The following is a 26,546-nucleotide window of genomic DNA, read 5'->3' as shown; positions in this document are numbered from 1 at the left end:
GCCCCGATCAAGATGAGCGGGGCCCGTTTTTCAAAGCATGGCTAGCTGTATTCAGCAACAGAGTGCGCTCAAGGCAGCACCATAGGGCCAGCCACGGCGGTAGCCACATCATCCCCGCGCAGCACCCGAACCAGTTCGAGCGTAAACTCGATGGCGCTGCCCGGCCCCTGACTGGTAATCAGGCGATGAGCCTCATCCCTGACGACCCGCTCATGTGACAACTGCGATGTCGACAGTCGGGACTGAAAGCCGGGATGACAGGTGACGATGGCATCACCCAGCAGAGCGTGATGTTGCAACACCACCACAGGGGCGGCGCAGATGGCAGCGCGCCAGCGACCAAAAGCGGCCTGCTCTTTGAGCCGTTCGATGGCCAGCGGGGTATCGCGGATCACTTCGCTGCCGGGCAGACCGCCAGGCACCACGATGGCTTCAAACTCCCGACTAATCAGCTCGTCGATATGACAATCGGCCACCAGCTGTACCCCGCGCGATGCTTTCACCTGCCGGGATCCAGCAGGGCAACAAGAGGCCAGCACCACCTCGATGCTGGCGCGCACCAGGGTATCGACAATGGCGACCGTCTCTATCTCTTCCGACCCAGGGGCCACCAGCACCAGTACACTCACGTTCGCCTCCTTGCAGCTTGCTCTGCCATGTAAAAGATCAGACGGCCTGACTCTTCTCTTTAATCGCCTGATAGAGACCCTGATTGACCGGTACGGCAATGCCATGCCGGGCAGCCTTGGCCAGCAGGAAGCCGGTGATGGCCTCAATCTCGGTCTCGCGTCCCAGCTCCATATCCTGATGCATGGAGGAGTAATTGTCAGCGGTCAGTTCCACCACTGTCATCACCCGACGCTGCAACTCCTCTGCCGTGGTTGCAACTCCTTCGGCGCACATCACATCCGCCACTTCCACGCAGATCTGCTGCAGGGCATCGGCAAAACGGGGGCCAGCCAGCTCGCCATTTTTCAGCTTGTAGAGGGCCGTCAGGGGATTGATGGCACAGTTGATGGCCAGCTTTTGCCACTGGCGTGCCACTATCTGCTCATCCCAGCCAGCCTGCCCCAGTGCCAACGCCAGCTCGTCCGCGAGCGCGGCATGGGACTTGGCGGCATCGTTGATCGGGCCAAGCCAGGTTTCCCCCTTGCCAGTATGACGGAAGACAAAATGGCCGCACTGCATGGCGCCATGGCTGGTGACACCGGCAATCACCGGGTTATGCGGGAACATCTGGACCACCTTCTCGGCAATCCCCATCCCGTTGTGCAGCAGTACGATCGGCACGCCAGCATCCAGATTGCCAGCCAGTGGAGCTAGGGCGCCAACCACCTGACTGGCCTTGGTCATCACCAGCAAACGCTGGATCTTGCCGGGTTTGCTGACAAACCCGCGCTCGATATTGAGCAGCTGGACCTGCCCCTCCAGCGAGGTGAAATCGATCCCCGGATGGAGCGTGGACTTATGATGTTCGCGCAACAAGACACGGGTAGATTGACCACTCTGGGTCAGCAGGGAGGCAAAAACGCCGCCGAGGGCGCCACAACCCAACAGTGACCACTTCGGAGTAACGGGTGGAATAACGGGCTGTCGGGAATTTTTTAATCCGCTTGGCATGGTGTGACTCTGTCAGGGTAAGGGTTGCAATCCTCTCAACCTGTTACCGGGGATAAATGAAGATGTCGCTGATGGACACTAACGGGTCCACCTATCCTGTGCGCAGGGGATTCTAGCAGAGCAACCCCATCAAAATCAGCAAATTTGCCCGTTTTCTGGTAGATTTGCCCCCCGATAACGCAACATGAGGAGCTCCGGCTATGCCGTCATTCGATATTGTCTCTGAAGTCAAAATGAACGAGGTGTTGAACGCAGTCGACAACGCCAATCGTGAACTGGCCACCCGTTTCGATTTTCGTGGGGTAGAAGCCAGCTTCGAGTTGAACAAGGAAGAGGTAAAACTGGAAGCCGATGCTGATTTCCAGCTCAAGCAGATGGTCGAAATCCTGCGCGGCGCCCTGCTCAAGCGCAACATCGAAAACAGCTCCATGGAAGTGGGTGACTCCGTTCACTCCGGCAAGCGTTTCCACCTGACCGTCAAATTCAAGCAGGGGATCGAGAAAGAGATCGCCAAGAAGCTGGTCAAGCTGATCAAGGACTCCAAAATCAAGGTACAGGTCGCCATCCAGGGTGATGAAGTACGTGTCACCGGCAAGAAGCGTGACGATCTGCAAGAGACCATGGCACTGGTCCGAGGCGCCGAACTGGGTCAGCCGATGCAGTTCCAGAATTTCCGCGACTAAATAATGCTGTTGCGTGGCGCCGCTACCGAGCGCGTCACGCATAGCGCGAAAATAAAAAACCGGAGCCAAGGCTCCGGTTTTTTGTCCCCCAAGTTTGATTAGAACTTGTAGGTAACAGAGAAGTAGTGACCGAAACCGGTAGACTTACTGACATCGTTGTTGTCAATACCGTAGATTTCGTTGAAGTACTTCAGACCGTAACCAACGGCGTAACGGTCTGAGTGCCAGTAGATACCGTGGAAAGTACCCAAACCATCAGAATGGCTAGGCTCTTTCATGCCCCAGGTGTAATCCAGATAACCTTGGTAGGAGACGAAGCTGCCGTTGGAGAAGGTATAGAAAGGTTTGAACCAGTTCATGGAGAACTGCTGACCATTCCAACCTTCACCAGCAACATCAATTTTAACACCCTTATCGTTAATAGAACCTGACTCATTAACATGACGTTTGTACAGGTTCATACCAACTTTGCCAAACCATGGCACTTGTACGTCAGCACCCAGACCGACCATGGATTCAAACAATCCGTGCGGACCACCTACGCTGAACAGAGAGGCAACATAAACTTCCTGCACCGGACCAAAAGAGAGATCCTGACCCGTCAGGGCATCCAGAGACACACGCGGAGCAAACTTCATGTAGAGGTTGTCACCATCGTGCTTGTCGCTGTGCTTGGAATCAAAGATATCGAAGACGTCAACATAACCGTACAGATCGAAGATGCCGGAACGACCGCCAAACTCCATTTCGAAGTAGGTATCGTTGTAGCTACCATCTTCGGTAAAAATCGGACGCTGATCGATGGTGTGCATGATATTGAACTGCATCCACTTGTAGTCATTCTTGTGGATATCACCGCTGTAGTCAGCAGCGAAGGCCGGGGTAGCGGCAGCAGCCAGCAGACCGGCAGCGATCAGAGTCTTGGTAAATTTGGCCATTTTATTGGTCTCTTGTGCGTTAGTTGAGGTTTTCCGTAGCCTGCCCACAAGGAGCGAGAGGGATTCTAATCAAATAAAATTGGGGGTGAAACAACTTCTCGGGAACTTTATCCGGAAGTGTGAATCTAATCACCCCCGATTCTACGCAAACGCTTGCTATTTGTCAGCCGTTGAGAGCAACTCACTCCCTTTTCTGGCGACAAGCACAATCAACAACAACACGGGCAAGCCCAATACACTGGTTCCGACAAAGAAAGCACTGTAGCCAATCAGCTCCACAACCTGCCCGGAAAAACCGGCCAGCAACTTGGGTAGCAGCAACATTACCGAGCTGAACAGGGCGTACTGAGTGGCCGAAAATGCCACATTGGTGAGGCTGGAGAGATAGGTCACGAAGGCCGCGGTCGCGATACCGGCACTGAGGTTGTCGAGAGAAATGATCAGGGTCAGCAGTTCCAGATTGTGACCAACCTGATTGAGCAGGGCAAACAACAGGTTGGTGCTGGCGGTGAGCAGCGCCCCCAAGAACAGGATGCGCAGCGTACCGAAGCGCATCACCAGCACGCCCCCCAGCGCCGCCCCCACTAGCGTCATGATGACACCAAACACTTTGGTAATGGTGGCAACCTCAGTTTTGCTGAACTGCATATCCACATAGAAGCTGTTGGACATCACCCCCATCACCACATCGGCAACCCGATAGCAGGCGATCAGAGCCAGGATCAGCAGCGCCGAGCTACCATAGCGACGAAAGAAGTCGGCGAACGGACACCAGACGGCCTCATAGGCCCAGGCCCCCGCACTCGCCAGCAGTGCAGGCCACCCTTTTTCCAGGAGCTGCGCCTTGCGTTCGGCCTGTTGTTTGCCCTGCTCGGCCAGATCGATTTCCGGCTCGTGGCAAAACAGCGTGGTGATGACCCCGAGTGACATCAGACCCGCCATCACCAGATAGGTAATCTGCCAGCCACGATAGTCATAGCCGCTGTTGCTGCCAAACCAGGCTGCCAGCGCCAGCGCACCGGCGCCCGCCATGATCATCGCCAGTCGGTAGCCAGTCATGTAGGAGGCAGCCATCGCCGCCTGTAGCCGCTCGGGGGCGGATTCGATGCGATAGGCGTCGATGACGATATCCTGCGTGGCCGAGGCAAAGGCCACCAGCAGGGCAAACATCGCCAGCTGGGCCAGCTCGGTCTTGGGATCGCAGAACGCCATGCCGACCAGCGCTGCGGCAATCAGCAGTTGGGAGAAGAACATCCAGCTGCGGCGACGCCCCAGCAGCGTGGAGAGCAACGGCAGCGGCATGCGATCCACCAGCGGCGACCACAGCCATTTAAAGCCATAGGCGAGCGCCACCCAGCTCATATAGCCGATATCGGTCAGGCTGACATCGGCCTCGCGCAACCAGAATGAGAGGGTACCGAACACCAGCAGCAGCGGCAGACCCGATGAAAAACCCATGGCAAAGAGAATAAACACCCGAAATTCGAGATAGACGGCGAGGGACTCTCTCCAGCTTGGTTTGCGGACCATATTCAACTACCTGACGACATTGGGAAAGTGCGTCATTTTGGCAGGTTGAAGGCAGATAGCCAAGGCGAGCAAAGAGATAGGTAAAAGAAGCCCAGAGAAAGAAAAGGCCCATCCCGAACGGGATGAGCCTTGCATTGTGGCCTAACAAGAGCGAGGTAACGTACTGTGTCCGGCGAGGGTTACTTGCCGACGTTCTTGTCGACTTTCTTGTCTGCCGGGGCTTCTGCCAGCAAAATCACCCTCTTCAAAATGATGGGGCTGGTCGGCACATCGTTGGCACGCAAAATGGGGCTGTAACCGGTCTGCACCTTAGCCAGCTTATCCAGCACCGCCATCCCCTGCACTACCTGACCAAATACCGTGTAACCGGCACTGCCATCGGCATTGAGGTTGTTGTTGTCGACCAGATTGAAATAGAACTGACGGGTAGCGCTGTCGACCGCCTGGGTACGGGCCATGGCGATGGTGCCGCGCTTGTTGGGCAGACCACCGCGCGACTCGTTGACCACCGGCTCATAGGTAGGCAGTTGCTGGAACTGCTGGTTGTAGCCCCCACCCTGCACCACGAAATCCTGGATCACCCGGTGGAAGATGCTGCCATCGTAGCTGCCATCAGCCACGTAGCGCAGGAAGTTCTTCACCGTCTGTGGCGCCTGCTTGGACGCCAGCTCCACCACGATATTGCCGTGGTTGGTCTCCATTCTGACTTTCGGCCCCGCGAACGCCAGCGGGGCGATCAGCATGGTCAGCAACCAGAGTTTTTTCATCATCAGACCCCTGCTCCGTTCGGTTGACCTTTCAGGTAACCGCGCAGCGCGTCATCAGCCATGATCTGCTGCAGCACGCTACCCAGTTGCAGGTTCAGTGTAGACTCCAGGTCCGCCATGCTTGGCTCGCTTGGGCCCTCCTTGCTGGAGGACATGTTGAACTGCTTGGTCAGACGGCTGCCCTGGAAATCGGCGATCACCTGCAGGCTGACGCGAGATTTGGTGACATAGGTAAAGGTCTTCTCCTCCACATTGACCGCGGCACTGGAGATCACCAACGTCAGGTTGGTGGTGCCACTGTTGCCCACTTCGAGACCCTGGCTGCGCAGCCCTTCGGCCAGCCGCTCGGCCATCAGCAGATTGAGCGGACGCTCGCTGTTGACCAGCACCGGCGCCTTCTCTTTATGTTTGATGGAGAAGACATAGGCCGCCTCACGCTTGTCTACCCCTTCCATGGTGATGCGATTGCCAGAGTAATATTGCTGGTTGGCGGGGATCACCTGCGGATTGAGCAGCGCCGTCTCTGGCCAATGAGTGGCACACCCGCCCAGCATCAGGGCGGCCAGCAGCAAGAGTGACTTTTTCATCATGGTTTCCTTTGGCTTTAGCGTTTGATGGCTTTCAAAATAACGAATTTGCTGTTCGACGCAACGACTTGTGCGTTGGCAAACAAGCGCTTGAGTTTGTTGTGATAGTCCAGATGACGGTTGCCTACTATCCAGAGTTCCCCCCCTTGAGGCAACACCCGGTGCGCATCGCTGAACATCTGCCAGGCAATATGATCGGTGATCGCCTGCAGCTGATGGAAAGGAGGGTTGCAGAGGATCCGATCCGCCGAACCGGCCGCCACCCCGTCGAGACAGTTGTTGACCATAAAGCGGGCGCGCGGCAGTGCATCGGGCAGATTGTGCTCGACGTTGAGCTGTGCCGAGGCGACCGCCATGTAGGATTCATCGATAAAGGTCACCTCCACCTCGCTGTCTTTGGCGAGCAGCGACAGACCCAGCACCCCGTTGCCACAGCCCAGATCGATCACCTTGCGGGCACTGTGGATGGGCAGGTTGTCCAGCATAAAACGGGCACCAATATCGAGACTGGTGCGCGAGAAGACGTTGGCATGGTTGTGGATGAGCATGCCACTCCCCTCCAGCGGCCAAACAGTCGGGAAGGGGTTGGCCAGCGCGGGACATTCAGCCTGCGGCTCGCAGTGAATGAGGCGCGCCTTCTTCCAGGCCAGCGAGGTACGGGTAGGCCCCAAATACTTCTCGAACAACTTGAGGGTGGAGGTATGAATATCCTTCGCCTTGCCGGCAGCAATAACGCGGGTTGCCGGTGTCACCACCGCACGCAATGCCAGCAGTTGCTGCTCCAATAGAGCCTGATATTTGGAGACCTTGATCACCACCAGCGCAGGGGCATCGGGCAGCGGCGCCAGCGCATCCTGCAAGCGGATCCCGCCTGCATCCAGCCCGTTTTCGGCCAGATTGGCCAGGGTCGCCCGCTCACTGATGTAGGAGTCGGTGACGCAGTAGGGGGAGTGCGGATGCAGATAGGCGGCCAGCGCGCCAAAACCGTCATTCATGATGATGACGGGGCCCGCCTGCTCGAGGGGAGACTCCGCCAGGGTATTGATCAGGTATTCGTCAGCCGCATCCCAGGCTTGCAGGGTCTCCTGACTCTGGCGCGGATAGCGGTAGAGCGTGAGCTGGTAATGGGGAGTGTCGAGAAGGGTTTGCATAGGAAGAGTCCAACCTCGGCTTGATTCGTGTATACAGGCGCCAGGGGCGACGCAAAGTGGCGCTATTCTAGCGAGGAGCAGGAATTTCACCAGTTCGATGCGCATCAAGGGGGCAACTGACGGGTGATTTCCCTCTTCCGGGGGCTTATTCCATCCCGCGACTGCCGATAGAATGGCCCGACATTCACTCTGGAAGCCGATCCGATGACCATCCAACAACTGATTGAAGCCAAGCTGACCGCCGCCCTCTCCCCCACCGTGCTGGAGGTGATCAACGAGAGCCACATGCACCGTGTGGAACCGGGATCTGAGAGCCACTTCAAGGTGGTGATCGTCAGCGAGCAATTTGCAGGGCAGCGGCTGCTGGCCCGTCATCGTCAGGTCAATGCTGTGCTGGCCGACGAGCTGGCCGGTGCCGTTCATGCACTGGCACTGCATACCTACACAGAGACCGAGTGGCGGGGAAAAGGCCACGCCCCGCGCACCCCGAGCTGCGTTGGCAAACCGTCACTCTCCTGAAAGCGGTTGTACCACAGGATTCCCCTCGAGAACCTGCCAACAAAAATTAAACAAATTTCCCCCATTGGCCCCGAAAAGGCTACATCCAAGGGGGTATATTTCGGCATCAAGGCTTTTTGTTGATAGTGGAGACAAAGACAAATACCCCCATCGAGGTATCGAAATAAAAAAACCTTTAAAACCACTACTTACAAGGTGTCGGGGCCTTATTCATTGCAGGTTAATTTTGTGATGGCACGGGGATTTTGCCCATTTGGCATGGCAGAAAATGCACCTTAAGTGGTAAACTCAAGCGCTTTTGAGTGAGCCTGCATGTTGAATAATTGTTGAGCCTGCCCACCTGGCGCAACCACAACATCGACTCATTCAACCACCCGTCGTGATGTATTTCTCGGCGCTAACCAACCTCTCCCGTAACGGTAGTGCAAGTAAGTATGATTACAATCAAAAGAGGACTGGACATCCCCGTGCTGGGTGCGCCAGAGCAAGTAATCTACGATGGCCCCGCCATCACCCGTGTTGCGACACTGGGCGAGGAGTTTGTGGGGATGCGACCTACTATGTTCGTCAAAGTAGGTGATCGCGTCATCAAAGGTCAGGATCTTTTTGAAGACAAGAAGAATCCGGGCGTTAAATTCACAGCTCCTGCCACCGGTGTGGTTTCAGAGATCAACCGTGGTGCCAAACGTGTTCTCCAGTCTGTGGTCATCGACCTCGACGGTTCCGATGAACAGGTGACGTTTGAGCATTTTGCCTCTGCCGAGCTGGCCAAGCTCGAGCGCAGCAAGGTGCAAGAGATCCTGGTCGCATCAGGTCAGTGGACTGCGTTGCGTACCCGTCCGTTCAGCAAAGTCCCCGCGGTAGCGTCTGCCCCGCGCGCCATCTTTGTGACTGCAATGGACACCAACCCGCTGGCAGCCGATGCCGAGCTGATTATCAAGGAACAGCCGCAGGCCTTCCTCGATGGTCTGGCCGTATTGACCCGCCTGACCGACGGCGCCGTCTACGTCTGTAAAGGCGAAGGCAGTCTGCCCCACTCTCCGCTGGCTCAGGTCAAGGAAGAGATCTTCGTTGGTCCGCACCCTGCCGGTCTGCCGGGTACCCATATCCACTTCCTGGATCCGGTCAGCAGCACCAAGGTGCAGTGGCACATCAACTATCAGGATGTGATTGCATTCGGCAAGCTGTTCACCACCGGTCAGATCTTCACTGACAAGGTGATCGCGCTGGCTGGCCCGAACGTGCTCAAGCCGCGTCTGCTGCGTACCCGTCTGGGCGCCTGCATCAGTCAGCTCACCAATAATGAGCTGCGTGCCGACGAAAACCGTATCATCTCCGGTTCTATCCTGAGTGGTGCCAAAGCCGAAGGTGTTCACGACTACCTGGGCCGCTACCACAATCAGGTTTGCGTGCTGGGTGAAGGTCGCGAGAAAGAGTTCCTGGGCTGGATCAACCCCAGCGCCAACAAGTTCTCTATCACCCGTACCACCCTCTCTCATCTGATGAAGGGCAAGCTGATCAACTTCACCACCACTACCAACGGTAGTGACCGTTCCATGGTGCCTATCGGCAACTATGAGCGGGTGATGCCACTCGACATCCTGCCGACCCTGCTGCTGCGGGACATGGTCTCCGGCGATACCGACGGTGCGCAAGCACTGGGCTGCCTGGAGCTGGATGAGGAAGATTTGGCGCTCTGTACCTTTGTCTGCCCCGGCAAGACAGAGTACGGCCCGATCTTGCGTGAGTGCCTGACCAAGATTGAACTGGAAGGTTAAGCGATGAGTTTCAAGCAACTTCTTGAAAATATGGAACACCACTTCGAACCGGGTGGAAAGTACGCCAAGTACTATGCCCTGTTCGAAGCGGCGTACACCCTGTTCTATACCCCGGGTAGCGTTACCCGCAACGCCTCCCACGTTCGTGATGCGCTCGATCTGAAGCGCATGATGATCATGGTGTGGCTGGCCGTGTTCCCGGCCATGTTCTGGGGCATGTACAACGTTGGTAACCAGGCGATTGCCGCCATTGCCCACATGGGCTCGGCTGCTGGTGCCAGCAGCTGGCAATATGCCCTGGCTACCATGCTGGGCGCCTCCCTCGATCCGGCTGTTGCCGGTATCGGCAGCAAGATGCTGATTGGCGCCACCCACTTCTTCCCGATCTACATCACAGTCTTCTTTGTCGGTGGTTTCTGGGAAGTGCTGTTCGCCATGGTGCGCAAACACGAGATCAACGAAGGCTTCTTCGTAACCTCCATCCTGTTTGCCCTGATCGTGCCGCCCGAGCTGCCACTGTGGCAAGCTGCGCTGGGTATCACCTTCGGTGTGGTGATGGCCAAAGAGGTGTTCGGTGGTACCGGCAAGAACTTCCTGAACCCGGCGCTGGCTGGTCGTGCGTTCCTGTTCTTTGCCTACCCGGGCCAGATCTCCGGTGACGCCGTGTGGGTTGCCGTTGACGGTTTCTCCGGCGCGACTGCCCTGAGCCAGTGGGCCCAAGGCGGCCAGATGGCGCTGATCAACGGTGCAACCGGCCAGGCTATCAGCTGGATGGACGCTTTCCTGGGTAACCTGCCGGGTTCCATCGGTGAAGTCTCTACCCTGATGATCCTGCTGGGTGCGGCCATGATCGTCTACATGCGCATCGCCTCCTGGCGCATCATCGCCGGCGTGATGATCGGTATGATCGCCACCTCCCTGCTGTTCAACGTCATCGGTTCCGATACCAACCCCATGTTCAACATGCCGTGGCACTGGCATCTGGTACTGGGTGGCTTCGCCTTCGGTATGGCCTTCATGGCGACCGACCCTGTCTCCGCAGCCTTTACCAACAAAGGCAAGTGGTGGTATGGCGCCCTGATCGGCGTAATGGTCGTGCTGGTTCGCGTGGTCAACCCTGCGTTCCCGGAAGGCATGATGCTGGCCATTCTGTTTGCGAACCTGTTTGCTCCCCTGTTTGACCACTTCGTCGCTCAGGCAAACATCAAGCGGAGGATTGCTCGTGGCGTTTAATAAAGATTCAACCCTCGGCACCGTCAGCGTGGTCACCGGCCTCTGTCTGGCCTGTTCCATCGTGGTATCCGTTGCCGCTGTGGGCCTGCGTTCTACCCAGCAGGAAAACAAGGCGCTGGACAAGCAGAGCAACATTCTCGCCGTAGCCGGTGTGGATGTAAGCGAAGTGGCCAAGCGCGACCTGGCCAAACTGTATGGCGAGAAGATCGAAGCGCGTCTGGTGGATCTGGCGACCGGTGACTTTGTTGACGGCGATGCCGACAACTTCGACACCAAGCAGGCAGCCAAAGATCCGGCCCGCAGCATCCGTCTTGCCGCCGCTGACGACAAGGCCAGCCTGCGTCAGATCTCCAAGCAGATCCCGGTATTCTTCGCCAAGGATGCCGAAGGCAAGATCGACAGCATCATCCTGCCCATCTATGGTCAGGGTCTGTGGTCGACCATGTATGCCTTCGTCGCCGTTGCTGCTGATGGCCAGACCATCAAGGGCATCACCTACTATGACCACGGTGAAACACCGGGTCTGGGTGGCGAGATCGAAAACCCGGCCTGGCAGGCGCTGTTCAAGGACAAGAAACTGTTCGACCAGAATGGCATGCCGGCGCTGCGCGTCATCAAGGGCCATGCTCCGGCGGGCTCCGAGCACGAGATCGATGGTCTCTCCGGTGCCACTCTGACCGGTAACGGTGTACAGCATACCTTCGACTTCTGGATGGGTCCCAAGGGCTTTGGTCCTTTCCTGGCCAAGGTTCGTGCAGGAGAAATCAACAATGGCTGACAAGAGCGAAATGAAGAAGTTGCTGTTGACGCCTGTGCTGGGCAACAACCCCATCGCCTTGCAGGTGCTGGGTGTCTGTTCTGCACTGGCGGTTACCAGCCAGATGAAAACTGCGTTTGTAATGACCCTCGCGGTCATGGCGGTCACCGCCTTCTCAAACCTGTTCATCTCCCTGATCCGCAACCAGATTCCGAACAGCGTCCGGATCATCGTGCAGATGGCGATCATCGCCTCACTGGTTATCGTGGTTGACCAGGTGCTCAAGGCGTACGCCTATGACATCTCCAAGCAACTGTCGGTCTTCGTGGGTCTGATCATCACCAACTGTATCGTAATGGGCCGCGCCGAAGCGTACGCCATGAAGAGTGCCCCGCTACCCTCCTTCCTGGATGGTATCGGCAACGGTCTGGGCTATGGTGCCATTCTGCTGAGTGTCGCGACCGTGCGTGAACTGCTGGGCTCCGGCACCTGGTTCGGCATCGAGCTGCTGCCGCTGGTGAACAACGGTGGCTGGTATGTGCCCAACGGCCTGCTGCTGCTGCCGCCGAGTGCATTCTTCATCATTGGTCTGATCATTTGGGGCGTACGCACCAAGGATCCCAAGCAGGTGGAGGCGAAGGATTAAGGTATGGAACACTATCTGAGTCTGTTGATTAAATCGATCTTCATCGAAAACCTGGCACTCTCCTTCTTCCTGGGGATGTGTACCTTCCTGGCGGTGTCCAAGAAGGTAAAGACCTCCATGGGTCTGGGTATTGCCGTTATTGTGGTGCAGACCATCGCGGTTCCTGCCAACAACCTGATCTACAACTACGTGCTTAAAGATGGCGCTCTGGTATCCGGTCTGGATCTGAGCTTCCTGAGCTTCATCACCTTCATCGGTGTGATTGCAGCACTGGTACAGATCCTGGAGATGGCGCTGGACAAGTACTTCCCGGCACTCTACAACGCGCTGGGTATCTTCCTGCCGCTCATCACCGTGAACTGCGCCATCTTCGGTGGCGTCTCCTTCATGGTGCAGCGTGACTACAACTTCATGGAGTCTGTGGTCTACGGTGTGGGTTCAGGGGCAGGCTGGATGCTGGCGATCGTTGCGCTGGCTGGTATCCGCGAGAAGATGAAGTACTCCGATGTTCCGGAAGGCCTGCGCGGTCTGGGCATCACCTTCATCACCGCCGGTCTGATGGCGCTGGGCTTCATGTCCTTCTCTGGTATCTCCCTGTAATCGGCTTTCCTGCAATCAGAAAGGAACGATAGATGGAAATTATTTTGGGTGTGGTCATGTTTACCGTGATCCTGCTGGCACTGGTGGCAGTCATTCTGTTCGCCAAGTCCAAGCTGGTGACCGCGGGCGACGTGACAATCAGCATCAATGGTGACCCGGCCAAGGCTGTGACCAGCCCGGCCGGTGGCAAGCTGCTCGGCGTGCTGGCTGGCAGCGGTATCTTCGTCTCCTCCGCCTGTGGCGGCGGTGGCTCCTGCGGCCAGTGCAAGGTACGGGTGAAATCCGGTGGCGGCGACATTCTGCCGACCGAACTGGATCACATCAGCAAGGGCGAAGCCCGTCATGGCGAGCGTCTGGCCTGTCAGGTTACCGTTCGCTCCGACATGGATATCGAACTGCCGGAAGAGATCTTCGGGGTGAAGAAGTGGGAATGTACTGTTATCTCCAACGATAACAAGGCCACCTTCATCAAGGAGCTCAAGCTGCAGATCCCCGATGGCGAAAGCGTGCCGTTCCGCGCCGGTGGTTATATCCAGATTGAAGCCCCGGCTCACCACGTGCACTACAAGAACTTCGATATTCCCGAGGAGTATCGCGGTGACTGGGATCGCTTCAAGATTTTTGAGCTGGAGTCCAAGGTCGATGAGCCAATCATCCGTGCCTACTCCATGGCCAACTATCCGGAAGAGTTCGGCATCATCATGCTGAACGTGCGTATCGCGACCCCGCCGCCCAGCAACTGGACTGCCCCTCCGGGACAGATGTCCTCCTACATCTTCAGCCTGAAGGCTGGCGACAAGGTGACCATCTCCGGTCCGTTCGGTGAGTTCTTCGCCAAAGACACCGATGCCGAAATGGTATTTATCGGTGGTGGTGCAGGTATGGCGCCGATGCGTTCCCATATCTTCGACCAGCTGCGTCGCCTGAAGTCCAAGCGCAAGATGAGCTTCTGGTACGGTGCCCGTTCCAAGCGCGAAATGTTCTATGTCGAAGACTTTGACATGCTCGCCGCCGAGAACGAGAACTTCACCTGGAACGTCGCCCTGTCTGATCCGCAACCGGAAGACAACTGGGACGGCTACACCGGCTTCATCCACAACGTGCTCTACGAGAACTATCTCAAGAACCACGAAGCACCGGAAGATTGCGAGTTCTACATGTGTGGACCTCCGGTGATGAACGCTGCCGTCATCAACATGCTCAAAGACTTGGGCGTTGAAGACGAAAACATCCTGTTGGATGACTTTGGTGGTTAATCCATGCACAGTGTTGTAAAGACCTGGCTAGCCTTCGGGCTAGCCTTTTTCTTGACTGGGTGCGGTCAGGAGACGGTCCAATCCAAGCCGGAGATCCACATCACCGGTAGCACCATGGGCACTTACTACTCCATCAAGGTGGCGGACAGCGCCATCACCGATCCAGCCAAATTGCAGGCCGAGGTCGATGTCTTGCTGGAGCGGGTCAACGATCAGATGTCGACCTATCGCCCCGATTCCGAACTGTCACGCTTCAACCAGAGCCGTGACAACAAACCGGTAGTGGTCTCCCGCGATACCGCACGGGTCGTCACAGAGGCCATTCACATTGGCCGTGAGAGCCAGGGGGCGCTGGACGTCACCGTTGGCCCCTTGGTCAATCTGTGGGGCTTTGGCCCGGACAAGAAGCCGACCAAGGTCCCTTCCGACGAGCTGATCACCCAGACTCGCCAGAAGACCGGTCTGGGCAACCTGCACGTCATCACCTCGGTGGATGCCGACACCCTGCAAAAAGACATTCCGGATCTCTACGTCGATCTCTCCGCCATCGCCAAGGGCTTTGGTGTGGACAAGGTAGCCGAGTATCTGGAGTCACTGGGTGCGCGTAACTATCTGGTGGAGATTGGCGGCGAGCTGCGGATCAATGGCGTCAACGGCAAGGGGCACCCCTGGCGCGTGGCCATCGAGAAGCCCACCGCAGGCACCGGCACGGTGCAAGAGGTGATCGTGCCCGGTGACAACGGGGTGGCCACCTCCGGCGATTACCGCAACTACTATGAACTGGATGGTCAGCGCTTCTCCCACACCATAGATCCGCGCAGCGGCAAGCCGATCCAGCACCGTCTGGTGTCGGTCACCGTGATCCACCCCTCCTGCATGACCGCAGACGGGCTGGCCACCGTGTTTATGGTGATGGGGACCGCGAAGAGCCTGGCCTATGCCAACGAGCGCGGCTTGGCGATCTTCGTGATCACCAAGACGGACAACGGCTTTGAAGAGGCTTACTCCGATGCCTTCAAGCCCTATCTGGTCAAGAAGTAAGAGGTAGAGATGCAGATTTTTCTGATCACCTTCGGGGTATTCATGCTGGTGATAGCCGCCATGGCTATCGGTTATATCTTCCAGAAGAAGACCATCTCCGGCTCCTGTGGCGGTCTGGGTAGCGTCGGCATCGAGAAGGAGTGCGACTGCCCCGAACCTTGCGACAATCGCAAGAAGAAGATGGCCAAGGAAGAGGCCCGTCGCAAGATGCTGGAGGAGAACCGGATCATCTGATCTGCCTGCCTTGCGATAGACAAGAGCGCGCCATCGGCGCGCTTTTTTTATTGGCTTTCACACAGAGCACACCGGTCAGGATGTTCGCTCGATGTAGAGGATCACCTCACCCAGATGGATGCCGAACTTGCTGATCTCGGCACGATTGATCAGACGATCTTCGTCCAGCAGATACATCCAGTCATCGAAGCTCACCCGCACGACCTCGCCATCCGGCAGCGCCAGATCGAGCTGATAACGCCAGTTGAGGGCGAACCCTTCGCTTTTACCCACCGCCTCTCCCACCACATCGGAAGCAGTACCTCGCCAGTGACCGTCAACCCCCTTGCTCAGATACCAGGTACGGGTCTGCTGGCGGCCATCATCAAAGTAGAACTGCTCGAACAGCTCTCCCTTGCCATCCTTCCAACGACCCACCATCTCGACCCGAAAGCGACTGGTCACTTCGCCGCTGCGGTCGGTCACCAGGCCGTGAGCCACCATTTTGCCGTTGAAGAAACGGGCGAGATCCCAGTTTGGCCCCTGCCCACGATAGTCATCGAGACTGGCACCACAGCCGCTCAGCAGCAAAAAAGGGAGCAGCAGCAACCAGCGGTATGCACGATAGAAGGACATCAAAGACTCCATGTTCAGGGTTGGCCACGCAGGCGGCGGGTAAGGGCGGGATCGCGGCTGTTGTCAGCCAGCCAGATGGCGAGAAAAGCGGCCGAGAATTGCGGATCGGCCAGGGTGCCGAGGGGTTTTTCCTGCCACCAGAAGTGGCCTGTCCCGCCCTTGTCGACATAGAAGGTGAGCTTGTCGCCTGCCTGCACATCGGGCCAGAGTGCAGCGAGCTGGCCAAGCCAGCGCTGACGCTCGGCGTCAGAGCCAAGACCGAGCCGCTGCCACTCGGCGGCGGTGGCGCTCAGCAGATCTTCCCGCTCGATGGATCTGGCATAGGTGAGGGTCAGGGCCTGCGGATAGTGACCGGGCTGGTAGTGCCCGCTCGCACTGTAGAGGGTGGCATCGTAGAGCTTGAACCAGAGCCAGTTCATCTCCCCCTGCCCGACCGGGCGCAGCTGCTGCCAGGGGGCGGCAGAAGCCTGCACCGCGGTTGCAGCCAAGAGCGTAAACGCCAGCAGCAGCGGGTTAATTCCACCCCATATGCCAGTGGTTGGGGTCTTCCAGTTCATGCCAGTCCATCTCCTGTTCCTGCAGGGTGTTGATATCCTGCATCACCACCTGCACCAGCTGCCCCTGCGCATCCCGCTGGCAGGCAACCACCAGATAGAAGCGATCAGTCAGCTCATGCTGGCTCTCTTTGGTCCATTTGGAAAACAGCAACGAGTCGGTCGAAAAGGTGTTTGTCATGACTCACCCTCCAGCTTGACCATTACCCACAGGAGTACGGGTAACCACCACATCCAGATCACTGCCAGCAGCGCCGTGCTGATCCAGATGCCCCAGGGTAAGTTTACTGCCCCCATGGCGGCCCCCGCCACATAGGAGGAGGCACCGCCAAATACGCCAAACAGCGCCTGCTGCCAGCGAGGCAAGCGCAGCAGCCAGCGCATACCGTGGGCCAGCGTCAGGGCAAAACCGAGCCAGAGCAGCACCAGCCAGAGGGGAAAACCGGACGGGAAACGGAACAGGCCGAGCTGCCAGAGCAGGGCATCCAGCAGACAGCCGACGACCGCGATGGGAAGCAGCCGCCAGTCACGCTGGCGGCTGGGTGAGAAGAGAAAATGCAGCAGCAACATTGCCAGCAGCGGGCCCGGCTGCTGCCACTTCACCGCCAGCAACCAGTAGAGGTTGAACCCCAGCAGGTGAGCCCACTGCCACATGGTCAGTGACCGCTTACTGGCACATCACCCGACCAGCCAGCAGGCCCCGGCTTGGCGGCCTCCAGCTGCACCAGACTGATGGTGCGCTCCCAGAATCCCCCCTCGCAATAGGCGAAGTAGAAGTGCCACAACCGGATGAAATCCTGGCTGTAACCGAGCTTGGGCAGCTCGGGCGCCAGCGCCAGAAAGCGATCGCACCAGTGAGCCAGGGTACGGGCATAGTGATGGCCGTGATCGTGCAACCGAACCAGCTGCATGTCGGTCTCCCGCGCCAGCAACCCCGCCATCTGGGAGACGCTCGGCAGGCAGCCACCGGGGAAGATGTAGCGCTGGATGAAATCGACTCCGCGCAGATACTGGGCATGGCGCTGATCGGCGATGGTGATGGCCTGAATCAGCAGGCGGCCACCGGGCTTGAGCAGCCGTGACAACTGACGGAAATAGTCGGGCAGGAAGGCGTGGCCTACCGCCTCGATCATCTCGATGGAGACCAGCTTGTCATAGGTGCCCTCCAGCTTGCGGTAATCCTCCAGCAGCAAGGTGATGCGATCCCCCAGCCCCTCCCGTGCAATCCACTCCTTGGCATAGTCATGCTGGGCCCGGGAGATGGTAGTGGTGGTCACCCGGCAGCCATAGTGGCGGGCGGCATAGACGGCGAGGCCGCCCCAGCCGGTGCCGATCTCCAACAGATGATCGTCAGGCCCCAGCGCCAGCCGCTCGCAGATGGTGCGCAGCTTGGCCTGCTGTCCCTCTTCCAGCGTGGCCTCGGCACTCGGATAGATGGCGCTCGAGTACTGCATATGGCTGTCGAGAAACCCCTGATAGAGGGTATTGCCGAGATCGTAGTGGGCGGCGATGTTGGAGCGCGAACCTGTCAGGGTATTGCGGTTGAGCCAGTGGCGCACCTTGTTGAACGGGAAACTGAGCCAGCCGAGGCGCCGCTCGAGGGAGTCGAGCAGGGTCAGGTTGCGGGCCAGCAGCCGCACCAGCGCCACCGGGTCCGGGCTGGTCCAGAGCCCCTCCACCCAGGTTTCCCCGGCGGCAATGCTGCCCCCCAGCAACAGGCGACGATAGAAGGCAGGATCTTGCACCACCAGTTCGGCATGCAGATCGGTACCCGCGACGCCAAAGCTGTGGCGCTCACCGCCATCCCGCAGCAGCAGCTGGCCATGTTCTAGGCGACCCAGCAGATTGAGCAGCAGTTGTCTTGCCCCCTTGTCGATGAAAGAGGCAGAGAGGGTTGATTGAGCAAGTTCCATTAGCGGCTCTCCGGATGGGTAAATATCGGGGTTCGTTTGATAAAAAGACGCAGGGCCTGCCAGTAGATCCCGAGCAGCACCTTCATGGTCATCCATGGCCAGCGGGCCAGCAGGGCCACCAGCCCCTCGCGCGACAAGGGTTCGCGAGTGAGCGCCAGGGTGGCGTCAAACAGCTTGGCTTCACCGGATACGGGGTGACTCTCGATATGGATCAGAGTCTCCTGCGCGGGCGGCCTGATCCGCCAGTGATAACGCATCGCCAGCCCCATAAAGGGGGAGACGTGAAAATCCTTGTCATGGGGCGCCAGCGCCACCAGATCCAGCAGGTAGTAGTGACGCTCGTTCCAGGGGGTGTTCGACACCTCTGCCAGCAGATAGCGCGCCTCGCCCTGCCGGTAGCAGAAGTAGAAGTTGACCGGGCTGAAGTAGAACCCCAAACAGCGCACATTACCGAGAAGCAGTACCCGCCCCTCGGGCTCGGCATCGCCACCCAGCTCGCTCACCTTCTGCCACACCGCCTGCTTGAGGCTTCCCTCACTCCCCTTGAGATAGTCGTCGCGGTGAAACGAGAGCAGCCCCGAGCGCTCCACCCCGAACCAGCGCCCCTGATCGAGCTGTGGCAGTTCGTCGAGATCCAGTCCCAGCATAAAAAGGCTGTAGGAGAAGGCGTGAGCCCGCGGTGCAAAACGGCGGTGGCGCACCGAGCCCTGCCAGATGGCGCTGGTGACGCCAGCCAGTTCGTCGGCATGCTCATGTTCGGTGGCCACGGTGGCGCCGTTCATAGCTCGGCTCCGAAGCGCCTGGCGACATCCAGCGCGCTGCGCACCCCATCCTCATGGAAGCCGTTGTACCAGTAGGCACCGCAGAAGTGGGTGTGCTGCTGGCCGCAGATCTCCGCGCGCCGCTGCTGGGCGGCAATAGAGGCCTGATTGAACACCGGATGGTGATAGACGAAGCGGCGCAACACCTTGCTCTCATCCACCTTGCCCTTGGGGTTGAGACTGACGCAGAAAGGCTCCGGCGAGTTCACCCCCTGCAGGATGTTCATGTTGTAGCTCACCAGCGGCCGCGCCTCATCGTTGCCATCGAGCTGATAGTTCCAGCTGGCCCATGCCTTGCGGCGGGTGGGCAGGCAGCGCGCATCGGTATGGAGCCAGACATCGTTGGCCTGATAGGGCATATCGCCGAGAATAGCCTGCTCCCGCTCGCCGGGGTCCGCCAGCAGCGCCAGCGCCTGATCGCTGTGGCAGGCGAAGATCACCTCGTCAAACCGCTCCTCGCCGTAACTGCTCTGGATCACCACGCCATCCGCTTCCCGTCGCACACTCTGCACCGGACAGGCGAGGCGGATCTGCGGCTGCCAGCCCGCGGTAAGGGGGCCGATATATTCCCGCGAGCCACCCGGGATCACGTACCACTGGGGGCGATTGGCCACATCCAGCAGGCCGTGGTTGGCAAAAAAGCGCAGGAAGAAGCCAAGGGGGAAGGCGCGCATATCGGCCAGGGTCGATGACCAGATTGCCGCCCCCATCGGCAAGATGTAGTGGCGGGCGAAGTAGTCGCTAAACTCCCCCGCCTGCAGAAAGTCCCCCAGCGTCAGCTCGGGGCCAGCCCCCTGATGCTGACCATCCGCCAGCCAGGCCCGTGCCTCCCGATTGAATCGCAAGATCTCGGCGACGAAGCCGTAGAAACGGGGGCTCAACAGATTGCTGCGCTGGGCAAACAGGGTGTCGAGGTTGTGACCGTTATACTCCAGCCCCTCCGGGCTCTTTACCGAGAAGCTCATCTCGGCCGGTTGCCGCGCCATGCCGATCCGCGCCAGCAACTTCAAGAAGTTGGGGTAGGTGCGATCATTGAAGACAATAAAGCCGGTGTCGATGGCATAGCTGCGGCCCGCCTGATGCACATCGACGGTGGCGGTGTGACCGCCCAGAGTCGGCGCCGCCTCAAACAGGGTAATGTCATGGAGTTTGTGGAGCAGAAAACCGGCGGTGAGCCCCGAGATCCCTGAACCGACGATGGCGATCTTTTTCTTCATTAATGGCTTCCTTTCGATACGAGTGCGCGGCCAAGGCGCAGCCAGAGCCCCACCGGCAGCGCACCAAGCAGGCGCAGCAACCAGATGAAACGGCGGGGAAAGTGGATCTGGTGACGACCAGCGGTCAGCCCGTCCATGATGGCGCGGGAGGCCTGCTCCACCGTCACCAGACAGGGCATGGGAAAATCATTTTTGGCGGTGAGCGGCGTCTGGACAAAGCCGGGGCGGATCAGGGTCACCCCGATCCCTTTGCTGGCCAAATCGAGGCGCAAGGTATCCGCCAGATAGTCGAGGGCTGCCTTGGAAGCGCCATAAGCCTCGGCCCCCAGCAGCACCAGCCAGCTCACCGACGAGCTGACGATGGCAAGGCGCGATCCCGCCCCGAGCAGCGGCAAGAAGGCGGCCAGTGCATGACCGGTGGCGGTCAGATTGGTGTCGATCACCCGGGCAAACAGCTCGCTGTCAAACCCCTCAGCCACATCCATGTACTCGCAGTTGCCTGCGTTGAGGATCAGCAGATCGAGGAATGGCAGCGTAGCAGCCACCCCGCTCATAGCGGCCAGATCCCGGGCATCAAATTGTAACGGTGTGACGCCATCCAGCCCCAGCGCCTGCAGCCGTTCGCCATCGCGGCCACAACCCCAAACCTGCCAGCCTGCCCGCCGGTAATCCAGCGCTAACTGGCGACCGATGCCGGAAGTCGCGCCTGTAATAAGCACCCGGCCGCTCATGCGCCAAGCCTCATCTTGATGGTGCGCACCACGGGCCCAAGCAGCGGCAACTGCTCGTAGAGCATGGCGCCCAGGTCAAAATAGTCCCGGTGCTGGCACACCTTGCCCGCCTCGTCGAATTCGAGGCGGGTGACCCCCTCCACCGTCACCGGCTCACCACCACGCAATCTGGGGTGAGAGAAGGTCATGGTCCAGCCGAGCCAGGCCTGCGGCCCTTGCTGCTGCTGACTGGTGATGACGAAACGACAGTAGGCGAGGCGCTGATAGAGGGCGGCAAAATAGTCGCCAAGGGCCGCCAGCCCCTCAATGCGGTGGGCCGGATCGGTAAAGACCACCTGTTCGGCATAGACCTCGGGCAATCGATGCAACTGCTGTTTGTCCAGTTGCTGATAGAGGCCAATAAAGCGGGCCAGCGGCTCGTTCATGCTATTTCTCCAGAGAGCGAAACATCTCGATGGCTCTCACCCGGGCAACGGCGTGATCCACCATGGGTGCCGGATAATCCTGTCGCCCCTTGAGTCGCAGCCAGTCGTGGGGCTGATGCACATAAGCGGCGGGAATATCGGCCAGTTCAGTTACCCAGGTACGGATAAACTCCCCTTGTGGATCAAATCGTTGCCCCTGAGTGGTGGGGTTGAAGACCCGAAAGTAGGGCGCCGCATCGGCGCCGGTGCCCGCCGCCCACTGCCAGCCGCCGTTGTTGGCCGCCAGATCTCCATCGATGAGCCGACTCATGAAGTAATCCTCCCCGAGCCGCCAGTGGATATGGAGATCCTTGGTGAGAAAGCTCGCCACTATCATTCGCAGCCGGTTGTGCATCCAACCGGTAGCGTTGAGACAGCGCATCGCTGCATCGACGATGGGGTAGCCGGTGCGCCCCTCGCTCCAGGCGGCGAAGGCATCCGGGTCCCAGCTCCACGGCAAGGCTGCCGTCTCGGGTTTGAAGGGGTGATTCATGGAGAGGGTCGGGATCAGCACCAGCAGGTGGCGATAGAACTCGCGCCAGACCAGCTCATTGAGCCAGACAAAGCCGGGCTGGGCCTTGGACTGGGGCCGATAGCCAAGCCGCGGCTGAAGCGCCGCCACACACTGACGAGGACTGATGATGCCCGCCGCCAGATAGGGGGAGAGCACGGACGTGCCCGCGATGGCAGGAAAATCGCGGGTCTCGCCATAGTCGAGCACTGCCTGCTCCAGAAAAATGTTCAAACGACGCAGAGCTTCCGCCTCCCCCACTGGCCAACGCGGATCAACCGTCAGCTCGCCGAGCCCTTCATCAACCCACGCCCGCTCGGCCAGCGGCTGCCACGGTAGCGGCTCACCACGGCGCGCAGGAGCGCGATGAATGACAAACCCATCCTCGTCAAGGGCCTTGAGCCAGGCTCGGCTGAAGGGGGTGAACACCTTGAACATCTCACCCGAGCCGGTCAGCACCCGCCCCGGCGGCAATACGCAACAGCCGTTGAACCAGTGACAGCTCACCGCCTGCTCAGCCAGCGCGGCGCTGACGGCATGGTCGCGGCGCTGCTCATCGAGCTCGATAGCCTGATTGGCATAGAGCTGGGTCACCCCCAGCTCGCGGCAGAGGTCTGCCAACGCTGCGGGCGCCTCGGCAAAGGTCTCCACTCGCAGCAGATGGAGCGGGATGCCGAGGGCCGCCAGCTCGCGGCCCAATTCATCTACCTGCGCCAACATAAAGCGCTGACGGATGGGGGCCATTTTGTGCTGCCGCCATTGGGTAGGAGAGATGATAAAGAGCGCGGCGACCGGTTCATCACCGGCGCAGGCATGGCGTAGCGCCGGGTTGTCGGCAAGGCGCAGATCATTGCGAAACCAGACCAGTTTCATGATTTTTTCCTCCCGCGTCCGCTTGTGCCAGCAGCATTTGGGGCATCCGCCATCAGCTCGGCAAGGCTCGCCTGCCAGCAGTGTGCTTTAAGCCACTCATCGTCGTAGAGGCGCCCCAGCTCACCAAACAGGCGCGTGCCTACGGGCCACCCGGCGGCCAGCTCCTGTTTGCCAAGCCCGGCCCCCAGCAGCACCAGCCAGGGAGTGGCTGCACGTCCTTCCAGCAGGCTGGCATGGCGCGGCTCCACCGCCCCCAGCAGTTGCACCTCATAGCCCTGACCGATCAGCTCGTAGGCGGCCCAGACCAGATCGAGGGGGCCCACCTGTCCCCAGCTCGCCAGCGTGATCGGCACGCCCTTCTCCTGCTCGATCAGGTGGCGGGCGAAGCGGGTATGCAGCCAGCCCAGCCACACCTGTTGCAACAACTCGCCATCGGGCCGCTCGCGCCACAGCCCCAACAGCCGCTCCACCAGCGGTTGCAGTACCCGGCTGCGCACCAGCTCGAACGGGTAACTCGCCAGCAGGTCGTTAAGCTCGGACTCCGCCTTGCGCTGGTTGAAGGCAAGCAGCGCCTGACTGAACTGCTCCAGAGTTTGCTGCCAGTGATCGCTCACCGGCGCGGAATGGGGTTCGCTCAAGAGCCCCTTCACCTGCCCGATACTCACTCCCCGCTCCAGCCAGCTCAGGATCTCGCCGATCTGGCGAATATCCTGCTCGCTGTAGAGGCGGTGGCCCTTTTCGGTACGGGCCGGCTGCACCAGACCGTAGCGGCGCTGCCAGGCGCGCAGGGTCACGGCGTTAACGCCGGTGAGACGGGAGACCTCGCGAATGGGGTAGATCCCCTCATCAGCGAGAGGAGCAACTTCTTGCGGTAAATCAGACATGACAACGTCCATCAAACAGAGGGGTAAGGCTCCCCGGCGCAAACCATGCGCCGGGGCAACAGAACGGATTCAGAGCCCGTAACGCAATTTCAGCGTATCGGGGTGCGGATTGAGATAAACCTGCTCGGCGAGATAGGGATTGGGGTACTCGCGCAGGTAGTGGCGGATCAGGGTGAGCGGCACCAGCAAGGGGAAGATACCGGTGCGGTACTTGTCGATGGTATCGGCAAGCTCCTGCTTCTGGGCCGGGGTCAGCACCCGCTTGAAGTAGCCCTGCAGGTGCATCAGCACATTGGTGTGGCTGCGACGGTTGGCCCGCAGGGTCAGCGCCGTCATCAATCCCTTGATGTAGTTGTCGGCCACCTCCTGCAAATTGGTGGACTTGCCCAGATTGCCGAGCAGCTTGCCAAGCGCCCGGTAGTGGGTGGTGGCGTGGGAGAGCACCAGATACTTGTAGCGGGAGTGGAAGCGGATTAACGCAGAGGCGGTAATGCCGCGGGCGCAGAGTTGCTGCCAGTCATGGTAGGCGAAGACCCGCAGCACGAAGTTCTCCCGCAGGATGGGGTCGCACAGGCGGCCATCCTCTTCCACCGGCAACAAGGGGTTGGCCTCCATCAACGCCTTGGCAAAGAGGCCAATCCCCTCCTTGGCGCTCCCCTCGTTGTTGGCGCCATAGACCTTGACCCGCTCCATGCCACAGCTGGGTGATTTGGCACAGAGGATATAACCAGAGATAAAGTCGAGCTGGCGCGCTTTCTGCTCGCTAAAAGCAATCAGCTTTTCGGTGACATCGAAGCTGCCGTTGCTCGCCTCGGCGCGGATCTCGCCGTTGCGCTTGACCAGCCGGATGGCGGCGCGAGGCGCCCCCAGACCAATGGCCATCTCGGGACAAACGGGGTGATAGTCAAAGTGAGCGCCAAGATCCCGTTCGCAGAAGCTGGAGCGCTTGTGGCCCCCATCGAAACGTACCTCTTGTCCCAGCAGGCAGGCACTGATACCGACTTTAATCTTGTACATGATGACGCTCCTTGTATAAGCATTGATTCAGTTATAGCAGTTATACAAAAAAATGAAAGTTGTATAACTATTTGCGACTGATACGACACAAGGAGAAAAAAGGGATCACCAGAAAAAGAAAAAACCCATGGCGAACGCCATGGGTAAAAAACAAGACACTACGGACTACGGGAAGGAAAATTAGAAGCTGTACTTCACACCCAGGCTGGAGATGGAACCTTTTTGTAGATCCCAGTTGCGATAGGTGTAATCGGCAGTCAGCGCCCAGTTCTGGTTGAGCTTGTAGGCACCGCCCACCTTGAAGTCGTGCATATCGTCGGTCATGTTGGCGTAGCGATAAGCGGTGGAGAGCTCGACATTGCCGATGTCATAGCGCAGACCCACTTCACCGTACATGCTGCCGCTATCTTTGCGAGCAACAGCATCCCACCCTTTGTTAGCGATATCGCTGGCAAGTTCACGCTCCAGCATGTAGCCGGTCACACCGGTTTCACCGTAGAGGTTCAGACCCGTGCTCAGCGGAGTAAAGACACCGACACCGATGCTGGAGATCGACATGCTGTCGTTGCCGTTGCTGCGAGAGGTGTATTCAGTGCTGCCGCGACCATAGAAATTGGACCCGAAGCTCTTGGAGAGATCCAGGCTCAGACCGCCAAAATCACGGGTTCCTTTGCTGTCATTGCTGAAGGTACCGCTGAGATAGTCGGATTTGGTGTGCGCCCAGGTGGCGGAACCCTTGGCGTAGCTGAAGGCATCCTGCGCCATGACGGAAGTAGAGGCAAACCCGGCCAGAACCAGAAGAGAGACAGTTGCTTTTTTCATGATGATAACTCCATGTGATTGGGCCCGTTGCTAGCGAGCTGGTATGGAGTCATTGTGCGATCAGGTTCCCGGCTTGCCGAGCTGCAAGCTGTTGCAGAACCATGTCAGATGTAAGCAGATATTGCAGGGGGTGTCAGCGGCAACAAGTTGCCGGCCCACACGGTTTGCATGGGCCGGAACAACGCCAAATCAGCGGAAGACCACTTCGTCAATTTCGACCCGCACCAGCGGCTGACCGGTCAATCCGGCAGGACGGGGGATCTCGAGGGCCAGCGACGGGCGGGCTTGCCCCTTGCGCAGATAGGTTTCCGGCAGACGATTCTCGGCAACCCAGAAGCGGGCCTCCTGACGGCTCAGCTGCACCCCGTCAGCACTGAACAGGGTCACCATGCCACGCACCCCGACCACATTGCGGGTACCGGTATTGCTCACCATAAAGGTCAGCACCAGCGGGTCAGATCCCTCGATCTTGTCGAGCTTGACCACCACACCATCGCGCGCCATCTGGGCAAGCAGGTCCGGATTGGCCTTGGCCTGATCGGTCAGCACCGGAGCAGCGACGGCCACCACGGCCCCAGCCTTCCCATCAGCAGCCACGCCCTGTACGGACTCGGCCGGTTTGACCACCAGATACTCCCAGGTGAAGTCGTCGTTGAGCTGAACCTGCCGACCATCGGGCAGCGTCACCTGAGAAAGAGGGGCAGCCTGCACCAGTACGGGGGAGAGGCACAGGGCAATCAGCAGACGGGAGAAGGGTTTCATAGGGCGAAGCTCGGTAACGGGT

31 protein-coding genes are annotated in these 26,546 nt (G+C 59.0%); 10 read left to right on the top strand and 21 right to left on the bottom strand.

Features of this window, described 5'->3' with window-relative positions; all coding sequences use genetic code 11:
• Positions 1-68: 68 nt before the first annotated feature.
• Positions 69-629 carry a DJ-1 family glyoxalase III gene (locus tag ACTG1K_RS08120; RefSeq protein ID WP_440005064.1) on the bottom strand — a complete coding sequence of 187 codons (561 nt, stop codon included), beginning with the start codon at positions 627-629 and terminating at the stop codon, positions 69-71.
• Between the two features lie 37 nt (positions 630-666).
• Positions 667-1,620, bottom strand: coding sequence for a ketopantoate reductase family protein (locus ACTG1K_RS08115; RefSeq protein WP_440005063.1), 954 nt, complete (start codon positions 1,618-1,620; stop codon positions 667-669).
• Between the two features lie 200 nt (positions 1,621-1,820).
• On the opposite strand from ACTG1K_RS08115, the gene ACTG1K_RS08110 reads away from it, so the two are divergent.
• A complete protein-coding gene (locus ACTG1K_RS08110) occupies positions 1,821-2,303 on the top strand; it encodes a YajQ family cyclic di-GMP-binding protein (protein ID WP_005338634.1) in 483 nt (160 codons plus the stop codon).
• A gap of 98 nt (positions 2,304-2,401) precedes the next feature.
• Here ACTG1K_RS08110 and ACTG1K_RS08105 read toward each other — a convergent pair whose 3' ends face one another.
• From ACTG1K_RS08105 to ACTG1K_RS08085, 5 genes are all read right to left on the bottom strand, one after another.
• The gene (locus tag ACTG1K_RS08105; RefSeq protein WP_252656030.1) at positions 2,402-3,241 is read right to left on the bottom strand and encodes a nucleoside-specific channel-forming Tsx family protein; all 840 of its coding nucleotides are present in this window, start codon (positions 3,239-3,241) and stop codon (positions 2,402-2,404) included.
• 156 nt (positions 3,242-3,397) lie between these two features.
• Entirely contained in the window at positions 3,398-4,777 is a 1,380-nt protein-coding gene (locus ACTG1K_RS08100; protein ID WP_440005062.1) for an AmpG family muropeptide MFS transporter, read from the bottom strand.
• Between the two features lie 173 nt (positions 4,778-4,950).
• Complete coding sequence (locus ACTG1K_RS08095; RefSeq protein WP_440006810.1) at positions 4,951-5,538, bottom strand: peptidylprolyl isomerase; 588 nt, start codon at positions 5,536-5,538, stop codon at positions 4,951-4,953.
• A gap of 2 nt (positions 5,539-5,540) precedes the next feature.
• Complete coding sequence (locus tag ACTG1K_RS08090; protein ID WP_440005061.1) at positions 5,541-6,125, bottom strand: YajG family lipoprotein; 585 nt, start codon at positions 6,123-6,125, stop codon at positions 5,541-5,543.
• Between the two features lie 17 nt (positions 6,126-6,142).
• The gene (locus tag ACTG1K_RS08085) at positions 6,143-7,276 is read right to left on the bottom strand and encodes a methyltransferase (RefSeq protein WP_440005060.1); all 1,134 of its coding nucleotides are present in this window, start codon (positions 7,274-7,276) and stop codon (positions 6,143-6,145) included.
• 204 nt (positions 7,277-7,480) lie between these two features.
• On the opposite strand from ACTG1K_RS08085, the gene ACTG1K_RS08080 reads away from it, so the two are divergent.
• The 9 genes from ACTG1K_RS08080 to nqrM all read left to right on the top strand — a co-directional run bounded on the left by ACTG1K_RS08080 (position 7,481) and on the right by nqrM (position 15,340).
• Positions 7,481-7,795 carry a BolA family protein gene (locus ACTG1K_RS08080; protein ID WP_323874685.1) on the top strand — a complete coding sequence of 105 codons (315 nt, stop codon included), beginning with the start codon at positions 7,481-7,483 and terminating at the stop codon, positions 7,793-7,795.
• Between the two features lie 434 nt (positions 7,796-8,229).
• Positions 8,230-9,573, top strand: coding sequence for a Na(+)-translocating NADH-quinone reductase subunit A (locus ACTG1K_RS08075; protein ID WP_005349684.1), 1,344 nt, complete (start codon positions 8,230-8,232; stop codon positions 9,571-9,573).
• A 3-nt stretch (positions 9,574-9,576) separates the two neighbouring features.
• The gene (locus ACTG1K_RS08070) at positions 9,577-10,806 is read left to right on the top strand and encodes an NADH:ubiquinone reductase (Na(+)-transporting) subunit B (RefSeq protein ID WP_005338642.1); all 1,230 of its coding nucleotides are present in this window, start codon (positions 9,577-9,579) and stop codon (positions 10,804-10,806) included.
• Entirely contained in the window at positions 10,796-11,584 is a 789-nt protein-coding gene (locus tag ACTG1K_RS08065) for a Na(+)-translocating NADH-quinone reductase subunit C (RefSeq protein WP_005338643.1), read from the top strand. The genes ACTG1K_RS08070 and ACTG1K_RS08065 overlap by 11 nt, the downstream gene beginning before the upstream one ends.
• Positions 11,577-12,209 (top strand): NADH:ubiquinone reductase (Na(+)-transporting) subunit D, encoded by a 633-nt coding sequence (locus ACTG1K_RS08060; RefSeq protein WP_005338644.1) that lies wholly within the window; start codon positions 11,577-11,579, stop codon positions 12,207-12,209. Before ACTG1K_RS08065 ends, ACTG1K_RS08060 begins: the two co-directional genes overlap by 8 nt.
• 3 nt (positions 12,210-12,212) lie before the next feature.
• Positions 12,213-12,809 carry an NADH:ubiquinone reductase (Na(+)-transporting) subunit E gene (gene nqrE / locus ACTG1K_RS08055; RefSeq protein ID WP_005338645.1) on the top strand — a complete coding sequence of 199 codons (597 nt, stop codon included), beginning with the start codon at positions 12,213-12,215 and terminating at the stop codon, positions 12,807-12,809.
• 32 nt (positions 12,810-12,841) lie between these two features.
• Entirely contained in the window at positions 12,842-14,065 is a 1,224-nt protein-coding gene (gene nqrF / locus ACTG1K_RS08050; protein WP_005338656.1) for an NADH:ubiquinone reductase (Na(+)-transporting) subunit F, read from the top strand.
• A 3-nt stretch (positions 14,066-14,068) separates the two neighbouring features.
• Positions 14,069-15,106 (top strand): FAD:protein FMN transferase, encoded by a 1,038-nt coding sequence (locus ACTG1K_RS08045; RefSeq protein WP_440005059.1) that lies wholly within the window; start codon positions 14,069-14,071, stop codon positions 15,104-15,106.
• A gap of 9 nt (positions 15,107-15,115) precedes the next feature.
• Positions 15,116-15,340 (top strand): (Na+)-NQR maturation NqrM, encoded by a 225-nt coding sequence (gene nqrM / locus ACTG1K_RS08040; protein WP_005338668.1) that lies wholly within the window; start codon positions 15,116-15,118, stop codon positions 15,338-15,340.
• Between the two features lie 75 nt (positions 15,341-15,415).
• Here nqrM and ACTG1K_RS08035 read toward each other — a convergent pair whose 3' ends face one another.
• The 14 genes from ACTG1K_RS08035 to ACTG1K_RS07970 all read right to left on the bottom strand — a co-directional run bounded on the left by ACTG1K_RS08035 (position 15,416) and on the right by ACTG1K_RS07970 (position 26,524).
• Positions 15,416-15,955: a DUF3833 domain-containing protein gene (locus tag ACTG1K_RS08035; RefSeq protein ID WP_429220731.1), complete on the bottom strand. Its 540-nt coding sequence runs from the start codon at positions 15,953-15,955 to the stop codon at positions 15,416-15,418.
• Between the two features lie 14 nt (positions 15,956-15,969).
• Positions 15,970-16,512, bottom strand: coding sequence for a chalcone isomerase family protein (locus tag ACTG1K_RS08030; RefSeq protein ID WP_429220732.1), 543 nt, complete (start codon positions 16,510-16,512; stop codon positions 15,970-15,972).
• Positions 16,469-16,690 (bottom strand): TIGR02450 family Trp-rich protein, encoded by a 222-nt coding sequence (locus ACTG1K_RS08025; protein ID WP_005338671.1) that lies wholly within the window; start codon positions 16,688-16,690, stop codon positions 16,469-16,471. The genes ACTG1K_RS08030 and ACTG1K_RS08025 overlap by 44 nt, the downstream gene beginning before the upstream one ends.
• Complete coding sequence (locus tag ACTG1K_RS08020; protein WP_159163039.1) at positions 16,687-17,163, bottom strand: DUF2878 domain-containing protein; 477 nt, start codon at positions 17,161-17,163, stop codon at positions 16,687-16,689. The genes ACTG1K_RS08025 and ACTG1K_RS08020 overlap by 4 nt, the downstream gene beginning before the upstream one ends.
• A gap of 2 nt (positions 17,164-17,165) precedes the next feature.
• The gene (locus tag ACTG1K_RS08015) at positions 17,166-18,422 is read right to left on the bottom strand and encodes an SAM-dependent methyltransferase (RefSeq protein ID WP_021230329.1); all 1,257 of its coding nucleotides are present in this window, start codon (positions 18,420-18,422) and stop codon (positions 17,166-17,168) included.
• Entirely contained in the window at positions 18,422-19,204 is a 783-nt protein-coding gene (locus ACTG1K_RS08010; protein ID WP_429220733.1) for a DUF1365 domain-containing protein, read from the bottom strand. Before ACTG1K_RS08010 ends, ACTG1K_RS08015 begins: the two co-directional genes overlap by 1 nt.
• The gene (locus ACTG1K_RS08005; protein WP_425854072.1) at positions 19,201-20,460 is read right to left on the bottom strand and encodes an NAD(P)/FAD-dependent oxidoreductase; all 1,260 of its coding nucleotides are present in this window, start codon (positions 20,458-20,460) and stop codon (positions 19,201-19,203) included. Before ACTG1K_RS08005 ends, ACTG1K_RS08010 begins: the two co-directional genes overlap by 4 nt.
• A complete protein-coding gene (locus ACTG1K_RS08000) occupies positions 20,460-21,191 on the bottom strand; it encodes an SDR family NAD(P)-dependent oxidoreductase (RefSeq protein WP_440005058.1) in 732 nt (243 codons plus the stop codon). Before ACTG1K_RS08000 ends, ACTG1K_RS08005 begins: the two co-directional genes overlap by 1 nt.
• Positions 21,188-21,616, bottom strand: a complete 429-nt coding sequence (locus ACTG1K_RS07995; protein ID WP_425854069.1) for a nuclear transport factor 2 family protein — start codon at positions 21,614-21,616, stop codon at positions 21,188-21,190. Before ACTG1K_RS07995 ends, ACTG1K_RS08000 begins: the two co-directional genes overlap by 4 nt.
• Position 21,617: 1 nt before the next feature.
• Entirely contained in the window at positions 21,618-23,039 is a 1,422-nt protein-coding gene (gene phrB, locus ACTG1K_RS07990) for a deoxyribodipyrimidine photo-lyase (RefSeq protein ID WP_440005057.1), read from the bottom strand.
• Complete coding sequence (locus ACTG1K_RS07985; protein ID WP_440005056.1) at positions 23,036-23,923, bottom strand: MerR family transcriptional regulator; 888 nt, start codon at positions 23,921-23,923, stop codon at positions 23,036-23,038. Before ACTG1K_RS07985 ends, phrB begins: the two co-directional genes overlap by 4 nt.
• 69 nt (positions 23,924-23,992) lie before the next feature.
• Positions 23,993-24,940: a YbgA family protein gene (locus ACTG1K_RS07980; RefSeq protein WP_005343644.1), complete on the bottom strand. Its 948-nt coding sequence runs from the start codon at positions 24,938-24,940 to the stop codon at positions 23,993-23,995.
• A 180-nt stretch (positions 24,941-25,120) separates the two neighbouring features.
• Positions 25,121-25,762 (bottom strand): autotransporter, encoded by a 642-nt coding sequence (locus tag ACTG1K_RS07975; RefSeq protein ID WP_042080712.1) that lies wholly within the window; start codon positions 25,760-25,762, stop codon positions 25,121-25,123.
• Between the two features lie 189 nt (positions 25,763-25,951).
• Positions 25,952-26,524 (bottom strand): DUF3157 family protein, encoded by a 573-nt coding sequence (locus ACTG1K_RS07970; protein WP_421269615.1) that lies wholly within the window; start codon positions 26,522-26,524, stop codon positions 25,952-25,954.
• Between the last annotated feature and the right edge of the window lie 22 nt (positions 26,525-26,546).

Source organism: Aeromonas sp. 102P, assembly GCF_051920345.1.
Taxonomy (GTDB): Bacteria; Pseudomonadota; Gammaproteobacteria; order Enterobacterales; family Aeromonadaceae; genus Aeromonas; species Aeromonas veronii.
This window is presented reverse-complemented; position numbering and strand designations above follow the sequence as displayed.